The sequence below is a fragment of the Nocardia speluncae NBRC 108251 genome (assembly GCF_001613245.1).
Lineage (GTDB): Bacteria > Actinomycetota > Actinomycetes > Mycobacteriales > Mycobacteriaceae > Nocardia > Nocardia speluncae.
The window spans coordinates 132,390-158,310 of sequence record NZ_BDBZ01000013.1 but is presented as its reverse complement, the minus strand read 5'-3'; the positions used below and the strand labels follow the sequence as shown (position 1 = coordinate 158,310).

The following is a 25,921-nucleotide window of genomic DNA, read 5'->3' as shown; positions in this document are numbered from 1 at the left end:
CGAAATATTCCGCGCCCGGTTACGCCACTGGCGCTATCAGGATCCTCGCACGCTCAATTCGAGCGAGGCCGCCACACCGTGCTCGTCGAATCCGATCGTCCCGGCGAGGACGGGCGAGTCGACCATCAACCGGCTTTCGTCGGGCGAGAACGCCGGATTCAGGCCGCGTAGCGAAAGGTAACTGTTCAGCGCGCGGCGGTGGTCGTGCAGCGCCAGGCCGGACAGTCCCTCGGTCAGGGTCCGCATGACCCGCGGCCCCTCGACCGGCGGGACCCGGAAATCAGGATGCTCGACGAGAAAAGCGGCGCGGGTCCCGTCGTCGCCGGCCGGGCCCTGATAGCCGGTCCAACGGCCGGTGACGGCCTTGGCCGCTTCGGTCTGCACAGCCGCGACCTGAAACGGCTCCGGCTGGTCGAAGGGGAGGCTGTCGAAGGGGAGTTCCGGGGCGGACAGTTCGCCGATCTCGTGCTCGACACCGAACTCCCGGACGGTCGCCGCAAGCGCGGCCACCGATTCCGGGAACCCGGACCGATTCGCCCACGACCACAGCCACGAATCCGGGCCGGGTGCCGCGGTCCCCAGAAAATGGAAGTCGGTGCATTCGATGCTGCCGTGCTCGGTATCGAATGTGAAAGCCCGGGTTTGCAGGTTCACCTGCCACGAGTGCTCGCCGAGCACGTCGGCCAGATGCAACTGGTGTTCGAGAGAGAGGAAGGCGGCGTCGTCCAGGAGGTTCACAAAGGCAGGTGTAGGGCGCACCTCGAGCAGCCTAGTTTGTTGCGGGGCATGAGGTCGGCGACCGCCGGGGACGCCGTTCCCGAGGACGTCCGGGCGAACGTCGATACCGCATAACGACGGAGTCGGAGATTTGATGGATTCGAAACCGGGAAACCCGGCCTGCCCCCATTAAGGTTGGTGTCGGCCTACCCACCTCAGGGAGATGGTTAACATGGCAAATTCGGTCATGGACGACTACGTCAGCCAATTGCGCGTAGCGCTACATCAGCTCCGCGATTGGCCCTACCCCGATCAGATAGATCACGAACTCTTCCGCGCATTCATGAAAACCCCGCACGATGTGGGCGGCGAACCCGACGCACCGGCTGTCTTCGAGGACAAAGAAGAAGAGGTCTGGGAGCTCAATACGTTCGTCACCTGCGAAGTGCTCGGCTGGCGAGGTATCTGGACGTCCGAGGAACGCCGGCGGATCGGGAACGTCGATATCGGGCGGACACAGTATCTCGGATTTCCCTATTACGGCCGCTGGGTGCTCGCCATTGCCCGCTGTCTCATCGACAAACGGCATATCACGCTGCGCGAACTGCTCGAACGCACCCAGGAGGTCCGGGAGCGGTACGCAGGCCGGCCCGGCCCGTTGGAAGCGGCACCACGTAGCACCGGGGACGGCACCGGCGTCACCCGCAATATCCATCACCGGGATGCGGTCGGTTTCGGCGACCCCCAATGCTTCGCCGGGAAAGCGGATACTCCCCGGTTCGCGGTCGGTGACCAGGTCTCGGTGCGTGAACTTCCGACAATCTTCTACACCCGCACCCAGGAGTATCTGCGCGGAAAAACGGGCACCGTCGTCAAAGTGTCCTACGAAAGCCCGATACCAGAGGACGAGGCGTTCGACCGCGAGGATCGGCGGCCCGAATGGTTCTACATCGTGCGCTTCGATATGACAGAGCTGTGGGACCCGTACCGCGGGTGCGCCGACGACACTTTGCAAGCGGAAATATCGGAACCCTGGCTTCGGCCGATCTCGTAGACCCCGCGGCACCTCGATGAAAGGAACACGATGAGCGGGATATCGAACGAAGGTGAAAACGACGCAGCTCCCCGGCACGCAGCACCGATGGTCGAGGAGGTCACCGATTTCGAAGTGCTCGAAATCGCGCTACGCGAGCTGGCGATCGAGAAGGGATTGTTCACCGCCGAGGATCACCGCCGGTACACGGAGTATTTCGAGCAACTGGGACCGGCGCCGGGCGCCCGGTTCGTCGCCAAGGCGTGGTCGGACCCCGATTTCAAGCAGCTCGCGCTGGAAGACCCCATCACCGCCTGCCACGAAGTCGGCATCGACTGGCTGAAGCCGACCGGGTTCGGGACGCCCAGCGATTTCACCGCGCTACACATCCTCGAGAACACACCCACGCTGCATCACGTGGTCTGTTGCAGCCTGTGCTCCTGCTACCCCCGCCCGCTGCTCGGAAATTCACCCGAGTGGTATCGGACGCCGAACTACCGCCGCCGGCTCGTCCGCTGGCCGCGTCAGGTGCTCGCCGAGTTCGGCCTCTACCTCACCGAGGACGTCCGGATCCGAGTCGAGGATTCCAATTCCAAGCACCGGTTCATGGTGCTACCGGTGCGGCCGGACGGTACGCAAGGATGGAACGAGGAGCAGCTCACGGAGATCGTGACCCGTGACTGCCTGATCGGGGTCGCCCTGCCCAAGCCCGGAAGAACCGCGGATCTGGATCGCCCGGTCCATGCCGCGGTCCATCCGGCGCAGAACTACTGACCGACCGGAGGACAACAGATGCCAATGGACCAGGACGTCACGCGGATCCGAGTTCGGCTGCTGGAGCAGATGATCACCCGGGGGCAGGTGTGGTCACGGATGGCCGATAAGTACGGTGTCGAGAACCCCTCTCCTCCTTGGAAATCGAGCCTGGACGGCGTGTGCGATGCCCTCGATCGGGAAGGAAACGCGCTACCGCTACTCACCCGGCGTGACGAGGAGGATCGTCTCACCGGGGAGGTGTATCCGGCGCTGCCCTTCCCGGAGAATCAGCTCGTCGCGCTGGCACATTCGTTGATCGCCAGGAATGTCATCGACGAAGCCGAGCTGGCCGACCATATCGCGGAGGTCCGGGCCCGGCTGGAAGCCGACGGTACCGCCGTAGCCGCGAGCGCCGGTTCGGCACGCAGATAGGTGACCGGGCCGGCGTCGGAACCCCCGGTGGTGGAATCCGCCGGTAGCGGCCCGACGCCGGCCGGGCACACCAGCGAGCGACTTCGTTCCTGCAGACATCCGCTCCTGTCGTACTCTGGTGCCACCCCCATGCCGTACTCCGGTCCGGTGCGCGCGCCGGTTGCTGGTTTCTACTGTCCATTCATGCGTATACAGGCTGTCGCCGCCTCGATCTGTGCCGCCGCCGTGTTGCTCACCGCCTGCGGCACGTCCGGGGATCACTCCACTGCACCCGTGGTATCCGCCGCACGCGTGCACAGTGTGCAAGCAGACCTTGATTCAGCAGTCGATTCAGGTGCTGTAGGTGCCATTGCCACACTCACCGAAGGTGACTCCGAAACGGTATCGGCCTCAGGAGTCGCCGATATCAGTACCCGATCACCGATGCCTGCCGACCGGCCGCAGCATGTCCGGGTCGGCAGCGTCACCAAAACATTTACCGCCGCAATCGTTTTGCAACTCGCGGCGGAACACAGAGTCGAGCTCGATCGTCCGATCGCCGCTTACCTGCCCGGCCTGTTCAGCGGCGACAGCGTGAACGGACAGGCCATCACCGTCCGCCAGATCCTGGGCCACCGAAGTGGACTGCCCGAACTGACCGGTTCTCCTGGAGACAGTGAGTACCGTGCCGCGCACGATGGCCGCACGTTCGACCCGGACCAGGTGATTGCAGAGGCGTTGCGCAATCCCGCGCAGTTCGCGCCCGGCACACGGTTCGAATACACCAACACCAATTATCTCGTCGCCGGCCGGCTGATCGAAATGGTGACGGGCCACCGCTACTCCGATGAGCTACGCGACCGTATCACCGCGCCGCTCAACCTGTCCGGCACCTATCTGCCGGCTACCGGTGAAACCGGTCTGCGCGCACCACACCCCATCGGATACCGGGCCATCGACGGCGTAATCACAGACGTCACCCGCATAGAACCGTCGCTGCCGTGGAGTGCGGGCGCGCTCGTCAGCACCGGTGCCGACCTGAACCGCTTCTACACCGCCCTGTCGGCCGGGCAGGTGGTCCCGCAACCTCAGCTGGAACAGATGCTGGACGGTGTGGACATGGGCAACGGGGACGGCATGTTCTACGGTCTCGGCCTCGGATACACCGAGCTACCGTGCGGGGCGCAATTCATCGGGCACAACGGCGGGATCTTCGGCTTTTCCGCGCTCACCGGCGCCACCTCGGCAGGGCGGGCTGTCACCCTCTCCTACACCGGGACACCCGCCGAATCCGATAGCCGCAGCCGGCTCACCCACGCCCTGTGCGACTGATTCGCAAGCGGCACTCTGGCCGATCACCACAGACGGGGCTACGGCGGTGCCATCACACACTCGCAGCACTCCGGACGGCCCGCGAGGGCCTGGCAACGCTGCCGCGCCGGTGGCATCCAGAAACCCGTCATTCCCGTCCTTCACGGCCGGTTCCGTCGAGTCGAGTGTCGATCGACCCCACCGATCCCGCGATCGCCATCCCACCCGGAACGCCGTGCCGAATCGCCGGAAGCAGATATCTCTTCGGCTCGTCCGGGCCGGGTACATCCGAGAATGTCACCACGCACAGCGGTAACGCGGCAGACAGGTAGAGCCCCATGAACCACGCTCCTGTCAGCCTCCCGAACGTAGGGAACCCGAGTGTCTCCGGGTCGATCGCGCACAGGCCGAATACCGCCTTACCGAGCGTGGTGTGGGCCACGGATTGGAGCAATACCCGGTTGATGAACGAGGCACCGGCCCAGGCTCCGAGAAACGGGAGTACTACTCGGCCGATATCGAAATCGAGAGCGATCAGCGCTTGTGCCGACGTCGGCTTTGCCGCAGCGATGCCAACAGCCACTCCGCATCCGAGATGGACCAGTAGATCCAGGCAGAATGCGGCCGTTCGTCTGGTACGTCCTGGTCGGAGGTGCGGAGGTAGGTCCAGCGGAAGTTGGGGCTTCTTCGGTTTCGGCACGACCCCAGAACTTCTTATGGGCGAGCCGAAGACATAGAGCGGATATGAGCCACCGGGGCGAGCGATCACACCTCGGCGCAGCGGATCGCCCGCGAACCACACATGGGTCGCTTTCTCGTCCACGACCGCGCGGCGCTGCGAACCCGAACTGCTGATGGTGAGCCGGGAGATCGGTGTGTCCTGCGCGTCGCGCAATACGATCGTCTCCGTCGGGTTGCACTCGTAATCGACTCGCCACACGACCCATGGATGGGTTCGCAGAATGCGCTCGATCCGGCGTTTGCGCCACATGTAGAACGAGAGCACGGGGCCGAGGCAGAACAGCAGGATACAGAGCATCACCCCGAAATCGGCCGTGCGGCGCATCAGGGCCGGATACTCGGGATCGCCGAGTTCTATGCAGAGAACGACGCCGGGAACAGCGAACACTGCGCCGAGCAGCCCGAACCAGAGCAAGACAAGCCGACCGAACCCATTGCCGCCCACCGCAGCTGATGTGTCGGGGTACGAGATCGCCGGCGCCGGCGTATCAGTCGAAGCGTTCATAGTCTCAGGGAGGTGTTCGTGACACCGTTGACGGTGCCGGGCCGGAAAGCAACAGAACGGGCCGCATCGAAGACCATCCGCCTGTATTGCGGGCCTTCGGTGACGAAACTCGTCGAGAGTTGGATCGCGGCGAGGGCCTCCCCCTTATCGGATGGCACCAGCGCTTCCAGTTGATAAACCTCGGCCGGACCGCCGGATGAAGGCAGCCCTTCGATCGCGGGAGCCGGTAACTCCGCCACACGCTCGGTGACCAGCATCGGCCTACCGTCCACATCGCCGAACCAAGAATCGCTTTTCTCCTCGGAAGCGGATCTCGACTCGATCAGATGAGCGAGCATCAGGCGAGGGTTTCCTTTCTCGCCGTCGGTTACGCATACCGCGAGTGTGGAGGTGACCGTCGCTCCACCGGTGGACAGATGGCGGCCGATACCGCAGTTCTGGTCAGGACCGCGTTCGTATCTCGAATAGCCGTAGCCGCCGCATCGATCCGTGTACGCAGCTGATCGACATCCGTCGGGAGACCGGGAACTGGGTTGAAACCTAGTTTGGGATAAGGGTTTTCGGTCACAGATCGGTAATCTGGACGGTCGGCCGGCTGGAAATGGCATTGCCCGTCTCTCCGAGTGCCGCGGCCACCGCATCATCGAGCTGCCGGTAGGCATTCGCGCAGGCCGTGATGCCATCGGCTGTTACCGCGGCCGCGTCACCGATCCGCTCGATACCGAACTTCCATCGTGTCCGAAAGCTGTCTGCGGCATCGTTGAGCTCGGTCGTACCGATATCACCATGCCCGTCTTCGGCCATCGATGCCATCGCGTCCGTGAGTACCTGCTCGGCACCACGCACCGACTGGGCTGCCTTGTCGAGCAGGTCGATGTCCACCTGCAGCGGCGAAGTCATATCTCCCCTTCCCCCTACCGCCAGATCGCCCAGACGCTACCGGCGCTGAATAACCCTTGCAAGCCATTCGCTTGTCCGCGGATGCTGCCGTCTCCGATACCCGGTGTATGACGGTCGATCCTGGTCGACTTCACCGCACAACTCCTCGCCGGACTCGTCCGGCGAGGAGTTCAGAAGATGGTGCATGCCAGAGGCACTCCCCTGGACGGTGTTCCTGCCCCTGCACCGGCAGGTCCCGGAGGATAAGACCGAATCGGGGCAAGCGGACAGCACCACCGCGGCCGCAGCCGGTAATCGATGCCCGAGCTCTACTCGGCGATCCCATCCAGGGCAGCGAGATCGGCAGCGGAAAGCGCGATAGCCGCGCCGGCGACGTTCTCCCGGAGATGAGCCACCGACGAAGTCCCGGGAATCAACAGGATATTCGGGGACCGCTGGAGCAACCAGGCCAGAGCGACCGCCATCGGCGTCGTATTCAAGCGAGTTGCGACGGCGGAAAGCGCCGAGGATTGCAGTGGGTTGAAGCCGCCGAGCGGGAAGAACGGAACGTAGGCGATGTTCTCGCGTGCCAGACGGTCGATCAGCGCATCGTCGTGCCGGTGCGCGAGATTGTACATGTTCTGCACACAGACGATCGGGGCGATCTGCTGCGCCTCGGCCACCTGCTCGGCAGTCGCGTTGCTCACGCCCAAGTGACGAATCACGCCTTCGCGCTGGAGATCGGCCAACGTCTCGAAGGCTTCGGCGATCGAACCCGGCACCGTCCCTTCGGCGTCGCCGAGCCGGAGGTTCACCAAGTCCAGAACATCGAGCCCCAGGGTTTCCAGGTTTTCCCCGACCTGGCGGCGCAGCTCGTTCGGTTGCCGTGCCGGCGGCCATCCGCCCTGCTCGTCGCGGTTCGCGCCGACCTTCGTCGCGATGTGCAAGCCGTCCGGATACGGTTGCAGGGCTTCACGAATCAGCTGGTTGGTGATGGCGGGTCCGTAAGCGGCGCTCGTATCGATGTGGGTGATCCCGAGATCGGCCACTTCACGCAGCACCGCCAGCGCCCCATCACGATCTGCCGGTGGACCCATCGCCCAGGGGCCTGCCAATTGCATCGCCCCATACCCGAACCTCGCGACGGTGAGATCCCCCGATGTCCAGGTTCCGCCGGGCAGTGTTGCCGGTTTGACGGTCACGCGTATCAACCTTCCTCGTGGTGTCCGGGGCGTTTCCGCCCCCTGGCCAGTGTCGGGCAGCGGGCGCCTGGAAAGAAGAAGGCACCTCGAGGTGCCTAACGCACCACCGCGGGTGACAAATCGGTTGCCCCCGGTCATCGGTGTCTGTACTGGTTGCTGTGTGGTGTACACCGATATTCCGCTGACCGACAATATTCTGGACACCGTCGCCGCCGAGTGGGGGCATCGTGGCGCCGGCGAGCGGCTGCACGGCGGCGAGGAGTCGGCGGCCTACCGGATCGGCGAGGTCGTGGTACGGATCGGCTCGCTCGGCCGCGATCCGGCCGAGATCGAATGGTGCAACACGGTCGCCGCGACCGCAGCGCGTTCGGTCCCCGAGGCCATCGCGCCGCTGCCCCGCGCCGATGGCTCCACGGTCACCGTGGTGGCCGGCCACCCGATCACTGTGTGGCCGCTGGCCCGCGGGCAGTGGGTCGACAGCGAAGACCCTATCCAGTCCGCCGAGGCCGCGCGTCTCCTCGCCCGGCTACACCGCGCGCTCGCCACATACCGGCCACCACCCCGGCCGGTGCGATCGTTCCTCGAGATCGGGCTCGACGGCACCCCGTCGGCGCATCTGCCCGACCCCGATCTCGACCGCTGGCTCGCGGAGTTCACCCGCACCACCCGACATCAGCCCCTGCACGGCGACTACTACGCGGGTAATCTCCTGTGCCACAACGGACACGTAACCACCGTGCTCGACTGGGACGAGGCGCTGATCGGCCCTCCTGAACTCGAACTCGCCTCGGCAGCATTGGAATTCACCGACGAAGTCCGAGGCGACCTCACTCGCGCCCGGACCTTCGTCGCCGCATATCACGCCGAGAGCGGCACGGCAGGTGAACTCGACGACCTGACCATCAGCCAGCTCATGCGGCATCGGCTACGCCGCGAGGCCGCCTACTTCGACATCGCCGTCGCGCGCGGAGTCGAACACGACGAAGACGATCACGAATACCATCGCCGGCGACTGGCGGCGTTCCACCACTTCCGGCCCTGACCGAAACCTACCGGTCGGCCGCGAGCGCGGTAGCAATGATTTCCGCGCTGCCGGCGTGCAGAGCCTGGGCCGCGGTCTTGCCGGTCGCCGCCAGATAGGCGTCGACCAGCCTGTTGCCGGTCGAGTATCCCCGCTCCGGCCCGCGTTCCCGGCCGTCCTGCTGCTCTTCTATGACCTGACCGCCGTGACGCGACCGGCCAGGTCATAGGAGGTACTGCGGCCGCCCGAATTCGAACGTTCCAGCACACCGAGCTCTACCAGTTCGTTGATATCTCGCAGCGCGGTGTCCTGTGAGCATTTGGTGATGACCGCCCATTTACGAGTGGTGAGCTTGCCGTCGAACCCTTCCAGCAGCCGGTTCAGCATCGCGGTCTGGCGGTCGTTCAGCTGTGCCGGTTGTTGCTGCCGCCAGAAACGGGATTTCAGGAGAACCTTGTCGACCGTTCCGTCCGAATGGTGAATGGCGCGACGCAAAGTCTCCAGGAACCAGAGGAGCCACGCCGTCACATCGAGAGTGCCCTTTTGGGTGCGCTCCAGGATTCGGTAGTACGCCGCGCGATCACGTTGGATCTGGGCGGAGAGGCTGTAGAAACGCCGCGAACTGTGGTCTGCGCGGGCCAACCACAGATCACCGAGGGCTCGGGCGATGCGTCCGTTTCCGTCGTCGAACGGATGCACGGTCACGAACCACAGATGCGCCAAACCTGCTTTGACGAGCGCGGGTTCGGCGGCATCGGCATCCACCCACGCCAGGAATCCCCGCATCTCGGCATCCAGCCGGGCGGCGGGCGGGGCTTCGAAATGTACGCGCTCCCGGCCGTAACCGCCGGACACCACCTGCATCGGACCGGCGGAGTCGGTGCGCCAGGCGCCGATGGTGAGCCGGGTTCTGCCGGAGTATCCGGTCGGGAAAAGCGCGGCATGCCAGCTGAACAACCGTTCCGCCGTGATCGGGCGGTCGCGGTGGGTGGTGGCGTCGAGGACCATCTCGACGACACCGTCCACATGCCGGTCGGCAGGAGCAAGCGCCCCGATATCCACACCCAGGTGCCGCGCCAGCGAAGAACGGACAGAAGCGGCGTCCAGTAACTCCCCCTCGATCTCGCTGGTCTTGATGACATCCTGGGTCAGCACGGACAAGCTCGCTTCGTCCTGAACAGCTTCGGGGGTCTCGGCCAGGCGCCCCAGCAGGCGCCCCTGCAGGTGAGCGACCTCGGCAAGTGGGCCTACCAGCCGCTCGGCGTCATATTCGAAGGCCGGCCAATCGGCATGCTGCCAGATGTACCTGCGGTATCCGGGTGCCATGCGGTGATAATACCGTCTATTCACCGCATATTATGCGGCGAATAGACGATCGCGGTATCCGAAGGCAAGTTTGTGGGTTCGACGAGCGAACCCTCCGCTCAAATCCCCAGGACGAGTTTCGCGGTGGTGAAGTAGATGATCAGCCCGGTCGCGTCCACCAGGGTGGTGACCATCGGCGCCGATACCACTGCCGGGTCGATACGCAACCGCTTGGCCAGCAGCGGCATGGTGCCGCCGATGGTGGCGGCCCAGGCGCAGATCAGGATCAGCGTGATCCCGACGACCACCGCGACCTTCGGGCCCACGAACAGACCCCCGATCACCAGACCGACAACCGACAGCATCCCGCCCAGCACCAGGCCCACCCGGCATTCGCGCCAGATCACCTGGAGCAAGTCGCCGCCGCGGACCTCCCCCACCGCGACCGCGCGCACACAGGCGGTGGCGGCCTGGGCGCCGGCGTTACCGCCGGCACCGATCAACAGCGGAATGAACAGTGCCAGCTGGGCCGCCTGCTCGAGTGTGGCCTCGAAGAAACCGGTCACGCTGACCGTGAGGGTCGCGGCGACCAGCAGCAGCATGAGCCACAGCGCGCGGTAGCGGGCGAGCTGGAAAACGCCCGCCGCCATGTAGTGGCCCTCCCACGGCGCCGAACCGGCCTGCTTGGCGACGTCCTCGCTGTCGGCCGCTTCGATGACCTCGACGGCGTCGTCGATGGTGAGCAGCCCCACCAGCCGGTCCTCGCTGTCGACGACCGGCAGGTTGATGTCGTTGGTCTCCCGCATCAGGCGCGCGGCCTTCTCCGCCGAATCGGTGGCGCGGACGAACGCGGGTTCGGTGACCACCAGGTCTGCGACCATCGTGTCGGGGCCGGTGAGCACCAGTTCCCGCAGTTCGACGATGCCTTGCAGCCGGCGGCCGGAATCGACCACGGGCAGGGTGTACACGGTTTCGGCGTTCTCGCCTTTGAGCCGCACGATCCGCAGCGCATCGGCGACGGAGAGGGTGCCCGGGATCGCCACGACCTCGGGCGACATGTACCGCCCGACCGACCCCTCCGGGTAGCCCAGCAGCGCGGCGGTCATCCGCCGGTCGCGGGGGGTCAGCCCGGCCAGGACCTTCTTCGCCACCTTGGCGGGGGCCTCGCGGAGCATGCGGGCGCGGTCGTCGGGGGCCATTCCCTCGACGAGTTCGCGGAAACTCTGATCACGCAATCCCTGCAGAATCTGCTGCTGATCGACGGGTTCGAGTTCCTCGAACACCGCGAGCGCCAGGTCCTTGTCCAGCAGGCGGAACGCCACACCGGCCTCGACCGCGTCCATACGCGCGAGCTCGTCGGCGATGACATGCGGCGGATGATTGTCCAGCCAGTGCAGCGCGGCATCGACACGATGGCTTTCGACCACGTTCTGGAGGGATTCCGACAGCGTCGTCGGCGCTTCGATGAGTTCGGTCTGCGACATGAGAAGTCCTCGGCACAGCGTTGATTTGCGAGTGATTCGAAAGGAGTCACACCGCGAGGCGCCGAACCGGGCCGCTCCGCCGACAGAGATCGCTAGCGGAAATGCGGGAGGACGGCGCCGCGCGGCAATCGACTGGGAGGTTCGCTACGCATTGCAACACCACCTCCTTCTCGGCCGCCGCTGCGCGCAGGAGCACGCCGCTCATCGGGATCATCAGCCTATGAATGCGAACGCATTCCTATGCAGGATACATCCCCTGGCCGGGATACCCGCATCGCAACACTCGTCACACGGCGTTTCACACTCCCGGGCGTGTCTGCGGGATCACCGGCGCCGAGGTGGCCACGACCGCGGCTTCGGCGGCGGGCCACGACGGGGTGTGGTGGACCCAAGGCGGTATCGGCCCGGACTGGACTCCGAACAGGAACAGATACGGCACCAGGCCGCGCAACGCTTCATGCACTTCGAGACGGTCGTCGACCATGTGGGTGATGCGCAGTTCAGCGCAGTGCCCCGCTTTGTCTGCGCGTTTACGGCAGAAGCGCACATTCTCCCGGGGCACACCGGTGCGCCGGTAGAAATCGTGGTAGTCGAGCCATTGCCGCGTACGCTGCTGGACGCGGGGCCCACATTTGGATATCACCCAGGCCCGACCGCCGAAGTACGGCACCAATCGTGTCAGCGCCTCGAAAGCGCCGTCGCTGGGCGGAGTTCGCATCGCCTCCGCATCCCCACCCGCCAGGAAAGCCGTGTCTCCCCCGCCGTCCGGAAGCGCCGCCCCCTGGATAACGCGGCCGAAATCTATTCCGAGTCTGTGTTTTTCTGTATTCATCGTCACTTCAGTGTCCGCCGCCGGACGTTGTCCGGCGAGTTGTTTTCGTAAGCCTCACGGCCTGTGGCGGCGATCCGGCCGAAGGTCTGCGGGTGCGTTCAGCGCGGTGCGCAGGACGGTGGGATCATCGAGTATGAGGCTGATCCGGGTCGTGTCGGCAGCGATGCGGCCGCTGGGTAGCAGCGAGTCGATCTGCACGGTGACGGGGTCGCGCAGGGTCAGGTCGGCGGTGGTGCCGTCGGGGCCCGCGAGGAACAGCCTGCCGTCCTCGAACGCGGTCGCGGTCTGGTTGTAGCGGCGGCATACGGCGACCGCCGCGATCCGGTCGAGCGGTACTCGGGCGATCACCCGGCCGGATCGGCGCAGCACCGCTTCCTGCCCGGTCAGATAGTGCGGATAAGCGATATCGGCGACGACCACGGCGAACAGCAGCACCAGCGACCACACGGAAACCGCAGCCAGCGTGAGGCTGAGCCACGCCCACGGGATCACCAGGTGTAATACGGCAACTTCGATCAGGGTCGCCGCAAGGAAGGCCATCGGCAGGGCGAGGACGCCACGGGTGGCGGTGAGCGGCCGGTTTTCGCGGCTGTCGCGATCGGTGGTGCGGCGCAGCCACAGCCACAGGCCCGTATACAGCCGAGCCTGATTGCGGAGGAGTCGCGAGAACCCGGTCACGACGGGCCCCCGCCGGTGTCTGTCAGCAGTTCCATCGCGCGGCGGACCGCCCGGCGCTGTGCGGGATCGGGGACAAGGGTGTCCTCGGACAGCGCCGGGGCGCCGTCCGGGATATCCGCCGTTGCCGCAACCACGCTGTCGAAATCGAGTTGCCGCAACTGTCCCGCGATATCCTGCGCCAACTGCTCGATCAGTGCGGCGGACTGCGCCACGGGGCGGCCGTGCAATCGTTGCCAGCCACGCAACAGCCGGCCGTAACCGGTGCGGGTGGCCGGGTCGGCGAGGGCGCGGGTGAACCAGGCGAACATTTCGGCCGGTGTGTTACCGGAGAGGGCGAAGACCTCCAGCATGTCGCGTTCCTGGTCGAGTGCGGCGCGTTCCGGCTCGTCGGCCTGTGCACGGGCCTGGTCGAAGGCGTCGGCGACCTCGTCCGGGAGTGCGGTCAGGCGGCGGCCGGCAGCGACCGCGGCCAGCATCCGTTCCACACCGGCCTGTTTGCGGGTGAGCTGGGTGATGCGCTGGGTGATCTCGTCGTGCAGCGCGGCGAGATCGGCCCGCAGGTCCTCGGTATCGGAGGCGCCGTGCTCGTTGGCGAATACGGCGGCCACCGCGCCGAGCGGCAGACCGTTGTCGGCCAGCCAGCGGATCCGCATGAGCCGTGTCAGTTCGGCCATGCCGTAGTCGCGGTAGCCGTTGTCGGGGCGGACGGGTTCCGGGAGCAGGCCCAACCGGTGATAGTGGCGGACGGCACGCGGGGTGGTTCCGGCGGCCTCGGCTATTTCACTGATCCTCATACCGTCGAGTCTGGGGTGTGACGCTACGTCGCAGTCAAGTGCCGAGCAGCCCGCACCGAGGACCGGGTCCGGACGCGTTTCCGGATCGCTTCGAGCTCGGGTACCGGGCGGCAGTGACCCGATTCCGCGCGCCGGGAGCGCAAGCGTTGCCCGGACACCGGTCGGCAGACAGAGTGGAGTCCGAGGTATGTCTCGTGCGGCCTGCGGGCCCGGACAACGGAGGAGAGTGTTGTGCGCTTCGGAATCTTCATCCCCCAGGGTTGGCGGCTGGATCTGGTCGGTATCGAACCCGCCGCGCAGTGGCAGGTGATGCGGGGCCTCGCGGCACGCGCCGACGCGAATCCGGTATGGGAATCGCTGTGGGTGTACGACCACTTCCACACCGTGCCCGAACCCACCGAGGAAGCCACCCATGAGGCATGGAGCCTGATGTCGGCCTTCGCGGCGACCACCGCACGGGTGCGGCTGGGGCAGATGTGTACCGCGATGAGCTACCGCAACCCGGGCTACCTGGCGAAGGTCGCGGCGACCGTCGACCTGATCTCCGGCGGCCGCACGGAGATGGGGATCGGCGGCGGCTGGTACGAACACGAATGGCGCGCCTACGGGTACGGCTTCCCCACCGCTGGGGAACGGCTGGGCCGGCTGGACGAAGGCGTACAGATCTTCCGGCAGGCCTGGCGCTCGGGCACCGCCACCCTGGACGGCAAGTACTACCGAGTGGACAACGCGATCGTGCGACCGCTGCCGGTGCAGGAGGACGGGATCCCGCTGTGGATCGCCGGCGGTGGCGAGAAGAAAACCCTGCGTATCGCCGCGAAATACGCGAACTACACGAACTTCGCCGGCAACCTGGAAGAGTTCACCCACAAATCGGAGATCCTGCGTGACCACTGTGCCGATGTCGGCACCGATTTCGACGCCATCGTGCGCAGCGCCAACTTCAACGTCGTCATCGGCGGCACCGAAGCCGAGGTCGAGCAGCGTAAATCCGAGAACGCTGCGCGGCTCGCCCCGGTCCTGGGCGAGGAGAAGGCCCGCGCCTATATCGACAATCTGACCACCGGCGGTGCCGCCGTCGGCACCCCGGAACAGATCGTCGAGAAGCTGTCGGCCGTCCGCGATCGCGGCCTGGGTTACGCCATCTTCAATTTCCCGGAGGCGGCTTACGACACGAGCGGTATCGAACTCCTGGAACGGGAAGTACTTCCGGCGCTGTCCTGACCGCCACCGCAGCGGCCTACGAGACCAGGGAAACCGTCCCGTCCGGACGGGACGGCGTATCCGCCCGGTCCGGACGGGGCCCGGCCATCCCTGTAGCGGAATCGAGTAGCGGTGCCAGCACCCTCCCGATCGTCCGTAGCGACCGCGGTGACGCGATCTCCCAGTGAGTGGCATCGACCGCGGTCTCGTGCACCCGGCCGGAGATATGGCGACGCCAGGCTCCGGCGGCGCGGCCGGACCCGCGGTCGTCCCGGTCGGCGGTGAAAAATATGAGGTCGCCCCGGTAGATCCCCGGGCGGTGCCGCGGGCCGATCTGCTGCGCGTTCAGTACACCGGCGAATATCCGCTGCATCCTCTCCTCGGTGAGCGCCCCGAACGGCCCGGGGAGCGTGGACAGCAGCTGCATCGCCTGGTCGAGGGTGAACTCGCCGGCCGGGATATCGACCAGCTGATCGGTTCCCAGCTGGCCGATCAGATTGCCGACCGTCACCGGCTGCTCGCCGAGGTATCCGACGTCGCCGGCGAAGGAGTCGAGCATGCCCAGCAACTCGACCCGCTCGCCCTGCTGCTGTAGCTGTACCGCCATCGCGTGCGCGATGAGCCCGCCGTAGCACCAGCCGAGCAGGCGGTAAGGACCGCGGGCCTGCACCGCGCGGATGCGGCGGAGGTAGTCGGCAGCGAGATCGTCGATCGACTCCGGCGCGGCGGTGGTCTCGGTGATCGCCGGCGACTGGATCCCGTACAGCGGGCAGGCCACCTCCGCACTGAGGCCGGCGAAACTCCACGACAGCCCCATCACCGGATGGATGCAGAACAGCGGTAGCCCGGTCCCTGTCGCCCTGATCGGCAGGACCGGCGCGAGTGCGGTTTCGGCTGTCGAGGTGGAATCTGCGTGCGAATCGGTGATCCGCCGGGCGAGGCCCGCGGGGGTGGGGTCGGCGAACAGCCACGGCAGGGCCGTGTCCACACCGGTCTCGTCGCGTAGGCGGGCGAGCAGGGTGGTGGCGACCATCGAGTTCCCGCCGAGATCGAAGAAGGAGTCGTCGGCCCCGACCCGCGCCACGTCCAATACGTCGGCGAAGACACCCGCAATCCGCTGTTCCAGATCGCTGCTGGGTGCGCGATACCCGCGGCCGGAATCGAAACGCGGCCGGGGCAGGGCCGCGGCATCCAGTTTCCCGGTCCCGGTGAGCGGCAGTTCGGCGACGACGACCACGGCGTCGGGAACCATATGTGCGGGTACCTGCGTGCGCAGCACATCCCGCAACGCGTGCCCGTCCGCAGGTGCGGTAGCCGTGGCACCGACGGCGGCGTAACCGAGCAGCCGGGATCCTGTGCTCGCATCGTGGTCGACGATTACCGCCGCGGCGTGCACACCCGGGCAGGTCCGCAGTGCTGTTTCGATTTCGGCGGGCTCGATGCGGAACCCCCGTAACTGCACCTGCCGGTCGGCGCGGCCGTGATGCTCCAGCTCACCGGATTCGTTCCACCGGCCGAGATCGCCGGAACGGTAGAGCACGCCGCCGCGGGCGAAGGGATCGGCGACGAAACGGGTCGCGGTGAGTCCCGGCCGCTCGGCGTAACCGCGGGAGACCTGGGCTCCCGCCAGGTAGATCTCACCGACGATCCCGGCCGGGACGGGATGGAGCCGGGAATCGAGTACGCGGATCCCCACGCCGTCGAGTGGCCGGCCCACCGGAGTTCCCGCGGCCCGCGGCCCCGCTGCGGTGGGGCCCAGCTCGGCATGGGTCAGATGGACGGTGGTCTCGGTGATTCCGAACATATTGCTGATCCGGGGGGCGTTGTCCCCGTATCGGCGGAACAGCGGCATCAGGCTGCTCGGTTCGAGCGGCTCACCGCCGAAGACGATACGACGCAACGCCAGTGGCGCATCCGCTGCCGTATCGGCCGCGTCGAGCGCGGCGAATGCGCTCGGTGTCTGGTTCAGGATGCTGACCCGCTCCCGCGACAACAGCTCGTGCAGGTGCCGAGGGGAGCGCACCGTGTGCTGGTCGGCGACCACGAGACTCGCGCCTGTGGTCAGCGCACCCCACATCTCCCACACCGAGAAGTCGAACGCGGAAGAATGCACCATCGACCAGACGTCGGTGCTGTTCAGCTCGAGCAGGGTCCCGGCCTGCCGCAGCAGCGCCACGATATTCGCGTGGGTCACCGCCACACCTTTCGGGCGGCCGGTCGACCCCGAGGTATAGACGATGTAGGCGACGTTGCCGGGACGGGCCCGCGGCAGCGCGCTCGAAGGAGGCTCGGATTCGCTGTTCTCCCACTGGGCCGGGTCGAGTACCGGCACCCCGGCGGGGGCCTCGATGGCAGAGTCCACCGTCGCGAGGACACAGCGCGGCGCTACTTCCCCGAGTACGTACCGGATACGTTCGGGCGGGTACGCGGGGTCGATCGGCACATAGGCGGCACCCGCCCGGATCACCGCGACGATCGCGACGATCAGCCCCACACCGCGCGGTAGCGCCACCGCAACGCGGGCTTCCGGCCCGGCCCCCAGCCGCACCAGCCGCTGTGCCAGCGTGCGGGAGTCGGTGTCGAGCTCCCGGTAGGTCAGCGATATTGCGCCGAAGCGCACGGCAACCGCGTCCGGGTCGAGGCGTACTGCCGCCTCGAAGAGATCGGCGAGTGTCGTGTCATCTCGCTGTTCCCGCTGTACCGGGCGCACGAGCCGCGCGTATTCCGCAGCACCGAGCAGGGCGATATCCCCCACCGGCGTCGCGGTACCGGAGGCGACGGCACGCAGCACCCGCCGCAGGGCGTCACCGATGCGCCGGACCGTGGCTTCATCGAAAAGGTCTGTCGCATAGGTGAAATACCCGCTGATACCGGCCGCGGTATCGCTGAGGGTGAGTTGCAGATCGAACTCGGCGGTGCGGATATCGGGTTCTACGAGTTGCATCGTGATCCCCGCGGCCGCCGCCACCGATCGTGTCTCGACCTCCTCGGTGAGTACGACCTGGAACAGCGGATGGTGATCGCGCCGGCGGGCCGGGTCGAGTTCCTGGACCACTCGTTCGAAGGGGATATCGGCATGGGCGAAGGCCTCGAGATCGGTATCGCGAACCGTTGCCAGCAGATCCGTGAACGAGGCCGCGAGATCGACCGGGGTGCGCAGTACCACCATATTGACGAACATGCCGACCACGTCGTCGAGTTCGGCTGCCCCACGCCCGGCGACCGGTGTCCCGATGGCGATATCGGCGCAACCGGTGAGCCGGGCCAAGGTCACCGCGAGCGCGGCGTGCACCACCATGAACCGGGAGGCACCGGACGTCACCGCCGTTCGGCTCAGCGCAGCGACGGTCTCCGGATCGAACTCGATCCGCAGCGCCGCGCCCGCTCCCGAAGCGACCGCGGGCGCAGGTCGGTCGAACGGCAGCGGAAGCCGCCCGGGTAGCCCGGCCAGGCGCTCCCGCCAGTACGCCGACTGTCGTCCCATCGGCGTGTCCGGGTCCGCGGCGTCACCCAGCCATTCCACCTGCCGGATCGCGTAGTCGGCGTAGGTCACCGGCTGGGCCGGGAACTGCGGGGCAGCTCCGGCGGCGCGCGCCGAATACGCGGTCAGCAGGTCGATCGACAGCGGCCGGGCCGACCAGCCGTCCGCGCTGATGTGGTGGATTACCACGGCGAGTACGTGATGCTGCCTATCCAACCGGAACAGCCGGACCCGCACCGGCAGATCGCGGACGAGGTCGAATCCCATAGCCGCGAAGGTCGCCAGCCGGTCCCGGAGGTCGGCGGGCTCGACCGGCACCGCCGAAAGTCCGAGCTCCGGCTCGGCGATCCCCGAGATCGATTGCCAGGGGCCACCGCGGACATCTTCGGGATACACCGTTCGCAACGGTTCGTGGCGCGCGAGGACGTCGGCGATCGCGGCCCGCAGCGCGGCGATATCGAGTGGCCCCCGGATATGTGCGGCGATCGGGATGTTGTCCACCGCGGACGCGGGATCGAAACGGTTCTGGAACCAGAGGCGCTGTTGCGCCGGGGCGAGCGGCACCCGGGCCGGCCGCTCGGGCACGGGGGTCACCCGCCGCCCTCCCGAACCTGCGAGCTCCCGGATCCGCGCGGCCAGCCCGGCCACGGTCGGCGATTCGAAAATCGTCCGCATCGGCACCTCGGCGGCGAAGACGGCACCGAGCCGCGCGCACAGCCGGGCGGCGGCCAGCGAATTACCGCCCAGTTCGAAGAAATCGGCATCCGGACCGGCCACTTCGACGCCGAGCAGTTCGGCGAACACCTCCCGCACCGCCCGCTCGACCGCATCCGCCGGAGCCGCGGACGCCACATCACCGAGCACAGGTTCGGGCAGGGCGGCACGGTCGACCTTGCCGGCCGTGGTGAGCGGAAACCGGTCGAGGACGACGATACGGGCGGGCACGGCGTGGGCGGCGAGCACGCCGCGCGCAAAAACACGCAGCTGCGCTGTATCGATCGGAAAGCCCGGTGCGGCAACGACATAAGAGACCAGCATCAGGTCCCCGGAAGGCGCCGCGCTCCCCACTGTGACCGAAGCGCGCACCGTCTCGTGCCGCGACAGCACCGCGTCCACCTCCCCGGGTTCGAGGCGGATCCCGCGAATTTTCAACTGGAAGTCCGTGCGCCCGAGATACTCGAGCCCTGTCGGCGTCCCGTGCGCCCGGATCCGGACCAGATCACCGGTCCGGTACATCCGGGCTCCGGTAGCCGACCACGGATCGGCCACGAAACTCCCGGCGGTGCGGCCGGGCGCCCCCAGATATCCGCGGGCGAGCCCGGTACCGGTGACGTAGAGCTCGCCGGTCACCCCGGGCGGGACCGGCCGCAGGCGCCGGTCGAGAACTCGGACAGCGTTACCCGGGGTGGCGTCCCCGATCAGCACCGGCCGGCCGGGCTCCAGAGCCTCGGCCACCGAAATGACCGTCGCCTCGGTCGGGCCGTACCCGTTGAGATAGACCTGGTCCACCGCCCAGCGGTCCACCAGTTCGGGGTCGGAGATATCGCCGCCCACCACGAGCCCGCGCAACCCCGTATGGCGGGCGGGTTCGAGAGTCGCCAGTATCGCGGGCGGGGTCACCGCGTACGTGACGTTCCGGGTGGCGATGAGGTCGTCGAGCGCGGTGCCCCCGACGATATCCGGCGGCACGACCACCAGGGTGGCGCCGTTGCCGAAAGCCAGCATCCATTCGAGCACCGACGGGTCGAAGGTCGGAGCACACACGTGCAGGACACGCGCCCCGGATTTCACCCCGAGCTGTGCGGTGATCGTCTCGAACAACGGGTCGAGCCCGCTATGGGTGACCGCCACCCCTTTCGGCCTGCCGGTCGAACCCGAGGTGTACTGCACGTACGCGAGGTCCGCCGGATATGGGCGGCGGACGGGCACCGGCTCGGTGTAAAACCGGTCCGTGCCGCCGGATTCCTGCCGGGCACGGTCGAGGGATATCCAGTCGATCCGCCCGCACACGTCACCGGCGCAACCACCGGTGGTCAGGCCGAGGGCCGCCGCGGAGTCGGCCAGTATCCAGTCGATCCGGTCCTTCGGGAAAGCGGGATCGACCGGGAGGTACGCCGCACCGGATTTCGCCACCGCCCAAACACCCACCAGGAGCTCGGCGGACCGCGGGGCGTGGATGGCGACCACATCCCCCGGCCCGATACCTCGCTCGATCAACTGCCCGGCCACACGGCCGGACCAGGTATCGAGCTCGCCGTAGCCGATCTCGCGGTCACCGTCCACGACCGCGATACGGTCCCGGGCCCAGGGCAACGCCGCGGTGAGGATTTCGCCGAGCGTGCGCCCGGCCGACTCGGATACGGACGGCCCGGTGGGCGTGGTCTCGTGGAAATCGATATCCCCCACCGGTGTTCGCGGGCCGGCCACCACTCCGGCGGCCAGCCGCAGCCAACTCGCGGCCCAGAAACGTATCGTCTTCTCGTCGAACAGGTCTCTCGCGTAGGTGAACTCGGCCTCCAACTGCGCGCGGCCCCGGGTATCGACTGCCGGCCGCATGATCAGCGCGAGGTCGAACCTGGCCACTCCGGGATCGATATCGATCGAACGCACCGCCAGGCCCGGTAACTCGAGTTCGCCGGTGGGCTGGTTCTCGAAAGAGAATGCCACGCGGAACAACGGAGGCCGCCCGGTGGGCCCGGCGACCGTCTGCACCACTTCTTCGAACGGCAGGTCCGCGTGCTCGAAGGCCGCCAGGTCGGTGCGGCGCACCTCGGTCAGGGCATCCGCGAAACCCCGATTACCATCGATCACGCTGCGCAGGATGAGGGTATTGACGAACATCCCGACCACACCGTCGAACTCCGCCACCGGCCGGCCCGCGACCGGGGTGCCCACGCAGATATCGTCGCTACCCGTCATCCGGGCCAGTAGCACCGCGAACACCGCGTGGGCCGCCATGAACACTGTTGCCTGGTGATTCCGGGCCAATGCCGTCAACCTCTCGGTGAGGTTCGAGTCGACCACGAATCGGCATCGCCCGCCCTCCCACGACGGCGCCGTCGACCGCGGACGGTCGACGGGTAACGGCAGTTCCTCCGGGACCCCGGCCAGCGTTTCCCGCCAGAAACGGGACTGGCGTGCCCGCAGACTCCGCGGATCCGCGGCCGCTCCGAGCCGGTCCGACTGCCACCGCGCCGCCTCCGCGAACTGCACAGGAAGGGGCTGCCATTCCGGTTCGCTCCCCTGTGCCCGGGCGGCGTAAGCGGTCATGAGGTCGGCCGTGAACGGCCGTGCCGACCAGCCGTCCGCGCTGATGTGGTGCACCACGTAGGCGAATACGTGTTCGCCGGGACTCAGCGCAAAAAGTGCTGCCCGAAGAGGTACCTCGGCGGTGACGTCGAAGCCGCGGCGGGCCAACGCGATGATCTCGCGATCGAGATCCGCAGCCGGGACGGTGACCGGATCGGGAAGTACCATGACCTCGCCGGGCACGCAGATCAATTGCGCGGGAGAGCCATCCACCACCGGATACCGGGTGCGCAGCGATTCGTGCCGTCCGGCGATATCGCCGAGCGCGGTGCGCAGAGCCGCGATATCGAGGGAACCCGAGATACGCACCGCGGCACACATATTGTCCACGGGCGACTCCGGATCGGCCTGGTTGCGCAACCACATCCGCTGCTGGGCAGGCGAGAGGGGGATTCGGTCCGGGCGTGGCCCCGCACCGATTCGCGCCCCATCGGTCACGGACCGTCCGGAAACAACGTCTGCGAGAGCGGCGACCGTCGGCGCATCGAAGATTTCCCGCACCGACACCGTGACCCGCAGCGCGCCCGCCAGCCGGGCCGCGAGTTGCGCCGCGTCCATGGAGTTCGCGCCCAGAGCGAAGAAGTCGTCGTTGCGGCCCACATCCGGCACAGCCAGAATGTCGGAGAAGCAGGCGGCGATCAGTTGTTCGGTGATGCCGGCAGGCTCTTCGTAGGTCGAACCGGAGACAAGTGGTGCAGGCAGCGCCTCCCGGTCCAGCTTGCCGTTCGCGTTCACCGGCAGCTCCGGCAGCACCACCACGGTCACGGGCACCATGGCGCGCGGCAGGCGCCGGGCGAGGTCGTGCAGAACTTCACCCGATCCCACCGTCGCGCCCGCAGCGGTGACCACGTAGCCGACCAGCCGCCGTTCCCCTGCGACCTCGCGCACCGCCGCGGCCGCCCGGACCACGCCCTGGCAGGCACGCAACCCCGCGGCGATCTCGTCGAGTTCCATACGGACACCGTGCAGTTTGACCTGCCGGTCGGTACGACCCAGATACTCCAGCGCGCCCGCGGTATTCCAGCGCACCGCGTCCCCGGTCCGGTACAGGCGCGACCCGGCAGGCCCGAACGGGTCGGCCACGAAACGCGCCGCCGTCGCACCTGCGCCGGACACATAGCCGCGCGCGATTTGCGCGCCGGCCACGTACAGTTCCCCGCGGACTCCCACCGGCACCGGTCGCAATCGGCTGTCCAGCACATAGACCCGCATATTCCACACCGGCGCACCAATCGGCACCCCGGTCGCGCTGCGGATCGGCGCTGCCGTCACCACCTGCGCTTCGGCGGGCCCGTACCAGTTGAACAACGCCGCGGTCGTCCATTTCTCGAACTCCGTGACCAGCGCGGCCGGTAGTTCTTCGCCCGCCGCGAACACCCGGCGCAAAGAAGTCGCCGGCGCCGGTCCGGTGGCCAGATAGTTCGCCAGCACGGTCGGCACCAGATGCAGGGTCGTCACCCGGTACTCGGTGATCGCCCGGTCCAGTTCCGCGAGATCGCGGTGCGCCTCCGGTGCGGCGACGGCGACACACGCTCCGGCCTGCAGCGGCCAGAACACTTCCCACATCGCGATATCGAAGGTGAGCGGGGTCTTGTAGAGCACCACATCGGAGTCGCCCAACCGGTACTCGTCCTGTGCCCAGCGGAACTGGTGGTCGATAGCGGCGTGGGTGGTCACCACCCCCTTCGGCAGACCGGTCGAGCCGGAGGTGAAGAGTACGGAGGCGGCATGCCCCGGTCGCAACGGTGCTATCCGGTCACCGTCTTCGATTTCCGTGTCGGCCCAGGCGGTCGTATCCATATCGGAGACTGCGACGACAGTGGTCTGCGCGGGCGCACCGAGGTCCTCGCCGCCCGCGGTGAGCAGCACCGACGGTTGCACCGATCGCAGCATATGCGCGATACGCAACCGCGGATGCTCCGGATCCACCGGAACATAGGCGCCACCGGCGACGGTGACGGCGCACAACCAGCACACCTGGTCCGCAGACCGGTGCAGCGCCACCGCGACCCGTACCTCGGGTCCGACACCGAGCCCGATCAGATACCGCGCCCGTCGATTCACCTCACTGTGGAACCGGGCGTAGGTCCACGATCGTGCACCGTCTCGCAGCGCCGGCGCATCCGGCGTGCTGCGCGCCCGGGCCACGAACCGCGCCGCCAGGGTGGTCGCCGTCACGGGGTGGCCGGTGGCGTTGCGGTCACGGCAGAGCGCGGTGCGTTCGGTCTCGTCGAGCAGCTCGATATCGGCGAGCCGGGTCGTTACCGTTGCCATCACCAGCTCGTCCAGCACCCGTAGGAAAAGCCGCCGGCGCACGGCGAGCTCGGTCTCGGTGTAACTGTGCGGGTTGCCCTGGAAGTCGGCGCGCAGCCCGTCTTCGTGCCCGTCGGTGTACAGGTTGATGAGCAGATCGTCGATCGGACCGGAGCTGAGCACCCGCAGCCGGCCGGCCCGCCCGCCCAGCCGGATGGTGTCCTCGAACAGCATGACGTTCACGATCGGCCCGAACTGCCCGCCGGCCGCGCTCGTCCTACCGGCATCACGCCGGATGTTCTCGTGCCGATACCGCTGGTGGCGTAGCGCACCCGTAATCGCCCGCTGGGCCCGCGCGACGAGATCGGCGATATCGGAATCCGGTAACACCTCGATCCGCAGCGGCACGAGATTCGCGAGCATGCCACCGGACCGCTTCGCCACCGCACTGGTCCGGCCCGAGACCGGCAGGGTCAGCACGATATCGGTCCGATCCAGCATCCGGGCACAGAACAGCGCCGCCGCGGCCACCGCGAACGTCGCGACACTGCAGTTGTGCCGTTGGGCGGCGGCTCGTAGTGCGCCGACCGTCCCCGAGCCGGCGGCAACCACCGGATGTGCCGCGTACCTCGTATGCCGCTCGGACAGAACCGAATCGGCAAGGCCCAGCGTGCGTTCGCGCCAGTACTCCCGGTCCCGGTCGTGGCGCGGAGATTCGAGATAGGCGATCTCCTCGTCGTACAGTTCGACCGGCGAACCCGTCCGGCACGACGGCGGCCGGTCTCCCGATATCAGGGCCCCATAGATTTCGGCCACCCTGAGCAGGAAATTCATCGCGCCCAGGCCGTCGAGCACCACGTGGTGCGCCCGCGCATACCAGTACCACCGGTGCTCGTCCAACCGCAGCAACGCGGAATGCACCAGCTGGTTGCCGATGAGTTCCCGCGGCGTCTCGAAATCGCGGCGCATCCACGCGTGCGCGGCCGATTCGGGGTCGGATTCGGCGCGCAGATCCACCAGCGCCAGACCGGCCTCCGCCGTATCGACCACGTGCTGCCACGGCTGCCCGCCGATCTCCACTATGCGGACAAAGGCCGACCCGATCTCTCGTCCCGCGCGCCGGCAGGCCGCATCGAGCAGTTCGGGGTCGAGCTCTCCCCGCACCTCGACGTACTGCGCGACGACGAAGGGCACTTCCGGCGCCAGCTGCTGGGCGAACCATATTCCCAGCTGCCCGGGTGAGAGAGGGAAAATCGAACCGTTGTCCACCGGGCAATACTCACAGCGGCCCGAATCGCCCCACAGACCCTATTTCCCCCGGCATCAACGACAGGGGCTCGTGGATACAGGCGCGCATGTGTCGGCCGGGGTCCGGACCGGGAGGCCGCCATCACCGATTCCGCCAGGGAGGTGAACCGGCGGAACTGTCCACGGACAGAGTCGCCTACGCAGCTCTGACCAGCCGGTTGGCGAATGTCGAGAGCGTGTACGTCCCGACGCCCAGTACGACCTCGAGCGCGTTGCGCTCGGTGTATCCGTGCGCCGAGAATGCCTCGACCGCCCGAGTATCCACGGCGCCGGCGGTGGCCATGACCTCGCGGGTGAATACCCGGACCGCTTCGAGGCGCTCATCGGCGAGTGGCTGCTGCCCGCGCAGGGCCGCGGCCAGTTCCGGCGGGGCACCGAGTTTCCGCAGCTTGCCGGCGTGCATTGCAATACATATGTGGCAGTCGTTGTGTACCGCCACCGTCATGATGACCACCTCCCGCGCGATCGGATCCAGCGTGCACCGGTCGAATCGCGCGGTCATATCCAGGAACCCGGTCAGTAGTTCCGGTGAGGCGGCCAGCCTGGCGACAGCGTCGGGCACCACTCCGCCCCCGGCGCCGGCCATGGCAGCCATCGTTGCGCGCGATCCCTCGGGAGCGGTTTCGACTGTATGCGGGGCGAACATCACGGCCTCCTAATATGGACAACATGGTTGACGAACTGATAGTAAACCAGGT

Annotated in this window: 18 protein-coding genes; 6 read left to right on the top strand and 12 right to left on the bottom strand. The window is 67.2% G+C overall.

The window, feature by feature from the left end:
* Positions 1-36 precede the first annotated feature (36 nt).
* The gene (locus NS6_RS14885) at positions 37-738 is read right to left on the bottom strand and encodes a DUF6882 domain-containing protein (protein ID WP_218024269.1); all 702 of its coding nucleotides are present in this window, start codon (positions 736-738) and stop codon (positions 37-39) included.
* Positions 739-949: 211 nt separating this feature from the next.
* Between NS6_RS14885 and NS6_RS14880 the strand changes: the two genes are divergently transcribed.
* The 4 genes from NS6_RS14880 to NS6_RS14865 all read left to right on the top strand — a co-directional run bounded on the left by NS6_RS14880 (position 950) and on the right by NS6_RS14865 (position 4,249).
* On the top strand, positions 950-1,771 hold the full coding sequence (locus tag NS6_RS14880) for an SH3-like domain-containing protein (protein WP_157112765.1): 822 nt from the start codon (positions 950-952) through the stop codon (positions 1,769-1,771).
* 30 nt (positions 1,772-1,801) lie between these two features.
* Positions 1,802-2,524 carry a thiocyanate hydrolase subunit gamma gene (scnC, locus tag NS6_RS14875; protein WP_068042027.1) on the top strand — a complete coding sequence of 241 codons (723 nt, stop codon included), beginning with the start codon at positions 1,802-1,804 and terminating at the stop codon, positions 2,522-2,524.
* Positions 2,525-2,542: 18 nt separating this feature from the next.
* A complete protein-coding gene (locus NS6_RS14870; protein ID WP_068042024.1) occupies positions 2,543-2,938 on the top strand; it encodes a thiocyanate hydrolase in 396 nt (131 codons plus the stop codon).
* 183 nt (positions 2,939-3,121) lie between these two features.
* Positions 3,122-4,249 carry a serine hydrolase domain-containing protein gene (locus tag NS6_RS14865; protein WP_068042022.1) on the top strand — a complete coding sequence of 376 codons (1,128 nt, stop codon included), beginning with the start codon at positions 3,122-3,124 and terminating at the stop codon, positions 4,247-4,249.
* 127 nt (positions 4,250-4,376) lie between these two features.
* On the opposite strand, the gene NS6_RS14860 is transcribed toward NS6_RS14865, so the two are convergent.
* From NS6_RS14860 to NS6_RS14845, 4 genes are all read right to left on the bottom strand, one after another.
* Positions 4,377-5,474 carry an RDD family protein gene (locus NS6_RS14860; RefSeq protein ID WP_068042016.1) on the bottom strand — a complete coding sequence of 366 codons (1,098 nt, stop codon included), beginning with the start codon at positions 5,472-5,474 and terminating at the stop codon, positions 4,377-4,379.
* Positions 5,471-5,731 (bottom strand): hypothetical protein, encoded by a 261-nt coding sequence (locus tag NS6_RS14855; protein WP_157112764.1) that lies wholly within the window; start codon positions 5,729-5,731, stop codon positions 5,471-5,473. Before NS6_RS14855 ends, NS6_RS14860 begins: the two co-directional genes overlap by 4 nt.
* 307 nt (positions 5,732-6,038) lie before the next feature.
* Positions 6,039-6,374 carry a hypothetical protein gene (locus NS6_RS14850; protein WP_068042010.1) on the bottom strand — a complete coding sequence of 112 codons (336 nt, stop codon included), beginning with the start codon at positions 6,372-6,374 and terminating at the stop codon, positions 6,039-6,041.
* Positions 6,375-6,682: 308 nt separating this feature from the next.
* The gene (locus NS6_RS14845; RefSeq protein WP_068042007.1) at positions 6,683-7,555 is read right to left on the bottom strand and encodes an oxidoreductase; all 873 of its coding nucleotides are present in this window, start codon (positions 7,553-7,555) and stop codon (positions 6,683-6,685) included.
* Between the two features lie 160 nt (positions 7,556-7,715).
* On the opposite strand from NS6_RS14845, the gene NS6_RS14840 reads away from it, so the two are divergent.
* A complete protein-coding gene (locus NS6_RS14840) occupies positions 7,716-8,597 on the top strand; it encodes a phosphotransferase enzyme family protein (protein WP_068042005.1) in 882 nt (293 codons plus the stop codon).
* Positions 8,598-8,765: 168 nt separating this feature from the next.
* On the opposite strand, the gene NS6_RS14835 is transcribed toward NS6_RS14840, so the two are convergent.
* From NS6_RS14835 to NS6_RS14815, 5 genes are all read right to left on the bottom strand, one after another.
* Positions 8,766-9,902: a Fic family protein gene (locus tag NS6_RS14835; protein WP_068042002.1), complete on the bottom strand. Its 1,137-nt coding sequence runs from the start codon at positions 9,900-9,902 to the stop codon at positions 8,766-8,768.
* Positions 9,903-10,000: 98 nt separating this feature from the next.
* Positions 10,001-11,365 carry a magnesium transporter gene (gene mgtE, locus NS6_RS14830; RefSeq protein ID WP_068042000.1) on the bottom strand — a complete coding sequence of 455 codons (1,365 nt, stop codon included), beginning with the start codon at positions 11,363-11,365 and terminating at the stop codon, positions 10,001-10,003.
* A gap of 298 nt (positions 11,366-11,663) precedes the next feature.
* Positions 11,664-12,197 carry a hypothetical protein gene (locus NS6_RS14825; protein ID WP_068042288.1) on the bottom strand — a complete coding sequence of 178 codons (534 nt, stop codon included), beginning with the start codon at positions 12,195-12,197 and terminating at the stop codon, positions 11,664-11,666.
* A 54-nt stretch (positions 12,198-12,251) separates the two neighbouring features.
* Complete coding sequence (locus tag NS6_RS14820; RefSeq protein ID WP_068041997.1) at positions 12,252-12,875, bottom strand: hypothetical protein; 624 nt, start codon at positions 12,873-12,875, stop codon at positions 12,252-12,254.
* Positions 12,872-13,669: a MerR family transcriptional regulator gene (locus NS6_RS14815; protein ID WP_068041994.1), complete on the bottom strand. Its 798-nt coding sequence runs from the start codon at positions 13,667-13,669 to the stop codon at positions 12,872-12,874. Before NS6_RS14815 ends, NS6_RS14820 begins: the two co-directional genes overlap by 4 nt.
* 231 nt (positions 13,670-13,900) lie before the next feature.
* Between NS6_RS14815 and NS6_RS14810 the strand changes: the two genes are divergently transcribed.
* Positions 13,901-14,893 carry an LLM class F420-dependent oxidoreductase gene (locus NS6_RS14810; protein WP_068041990.1) on the top strand — a complete coding sequence of 331 codons (993 nt, stop codon included), beginning with the start codon at positions 13,901-13,903 and terminating at the stop codon, positions 14,891-14,893.
* A gap of 16 nt (positions 14,894-14,909) precedes the next feature.
* Here NS6_RS14810 and NS6_RS14805 read toward each other — a convergent pair whose 3' ends face one another.
* A complete protein-coding gene (locus NS6_RS14805; protein ID WP_084471060.1) occupies positions 14,910-25,184 on the bottom strand; it encodes a non-ribosomal peptide synthetase in 10,275 nt (3,424 codons plus the stop codon).
* Positions 25,185-25,359: 175 nt separating this feature from the next.
* Positions 25,360-25,869, bottom strand: a complete 510-nt coding sequence (locus NS6_RS14795; RefSeq protein WP_068041979.1) for a carboxymuconolactone decarboxylase family protein — start codon at positions 25,867-25,869, stop codon at positions 25,360-25,362.
* Between the last annotated feature and the right edge of the window lie 52 nt (positions 25,870-25,921).

Excerpts from the sequence above, each read along its gene's own strand:
- NS6_RS14880 (WP_157112765.1), top strand. The coding sequence starts at position 950 with ATGGCAAATTCGGTCATGGACGACTACGTCAGCCAATTGCGCGTAGCG.
- NS6_RS14865 (WP_068042022.1), top strand. The coding sequence starts at position 3,122 with ATGCGTATACAGGCTGTCGCCGCCTCGATCTGTGCCGCCGCCGTGTTG.
- scnC (WP_068042027.1), top strand. The coding sequence starts at position 1,802 with ATGAGCGGGATATCGAACGAAGGTGAAAACGACGCAGCTCCCCGGCAC.
- NS6_RS14835 (WP_068042002.1), bottom strand. The coding sequence starts at position 9,902 with ATGGCACCCGGATACCGCAGGTACATCTGGCAGCATGCCGATTGGCCG.
- NS6_RS14825 (WP_068042288.1), bottom strand. The coding sequence starts at position 12,197 with ATGAATACAGAAAAACACAGACTCGGAATAGATTTCGGCCGCGTTATC.
- mgtE (WP_068042000.1), bottom strand. The coding sequence starts at position 11,365 with ATGTCGCAGACCGAACTCATCGAAGCGCCGACGACGCTGTCGGAATCC.
- NS6_RS14795 (WP_068041979.1), bottom strand. The coding sequence starts at position 25,869 with ATGTTCGCCCCGCATACAGTCGAAACCGCTCCCGAGGGATCGCGCGCA.
- NS6_RS14870 (WP_068042024.1), top strand. The coding sequence starts at position 2,543 with ATGCCAATGGACCAGGACGTCACGCGGATCCGAGTTCGGCTGCTGGAG.
- NS6_RS14855 (WP_157112764.1), bottom strand. The coding sequence starts at position 5,731 with ATGCTGGTCACCGAGCGTGTGGCGGAGTTACCGGCTCCCGCGATCGAA.
- NS6_RS14850 (WP_068042010.1), bottom strand. The coding sequence starts at position 6,374 with ATGACTTCGCCGCTGCAGGTGGACATCGACCTGCTCGACAAGGCAGCC.
- NS6_RS14815 (WP_068041994.1), bottom strand. The coding sequence starts at position 13,669 with ATGAGGATCAGTGAAATAGCCGAGGCCGCCGGAACCACCCCGCGTGCC.
- NS6_RS14860 (WP_068042016.1), bottom strand. The coding sequence starts at position 5,474 with ATGAACGCTTCGACTGATACGCCGGCGCCGGCGATCTCGTACCCCGAC.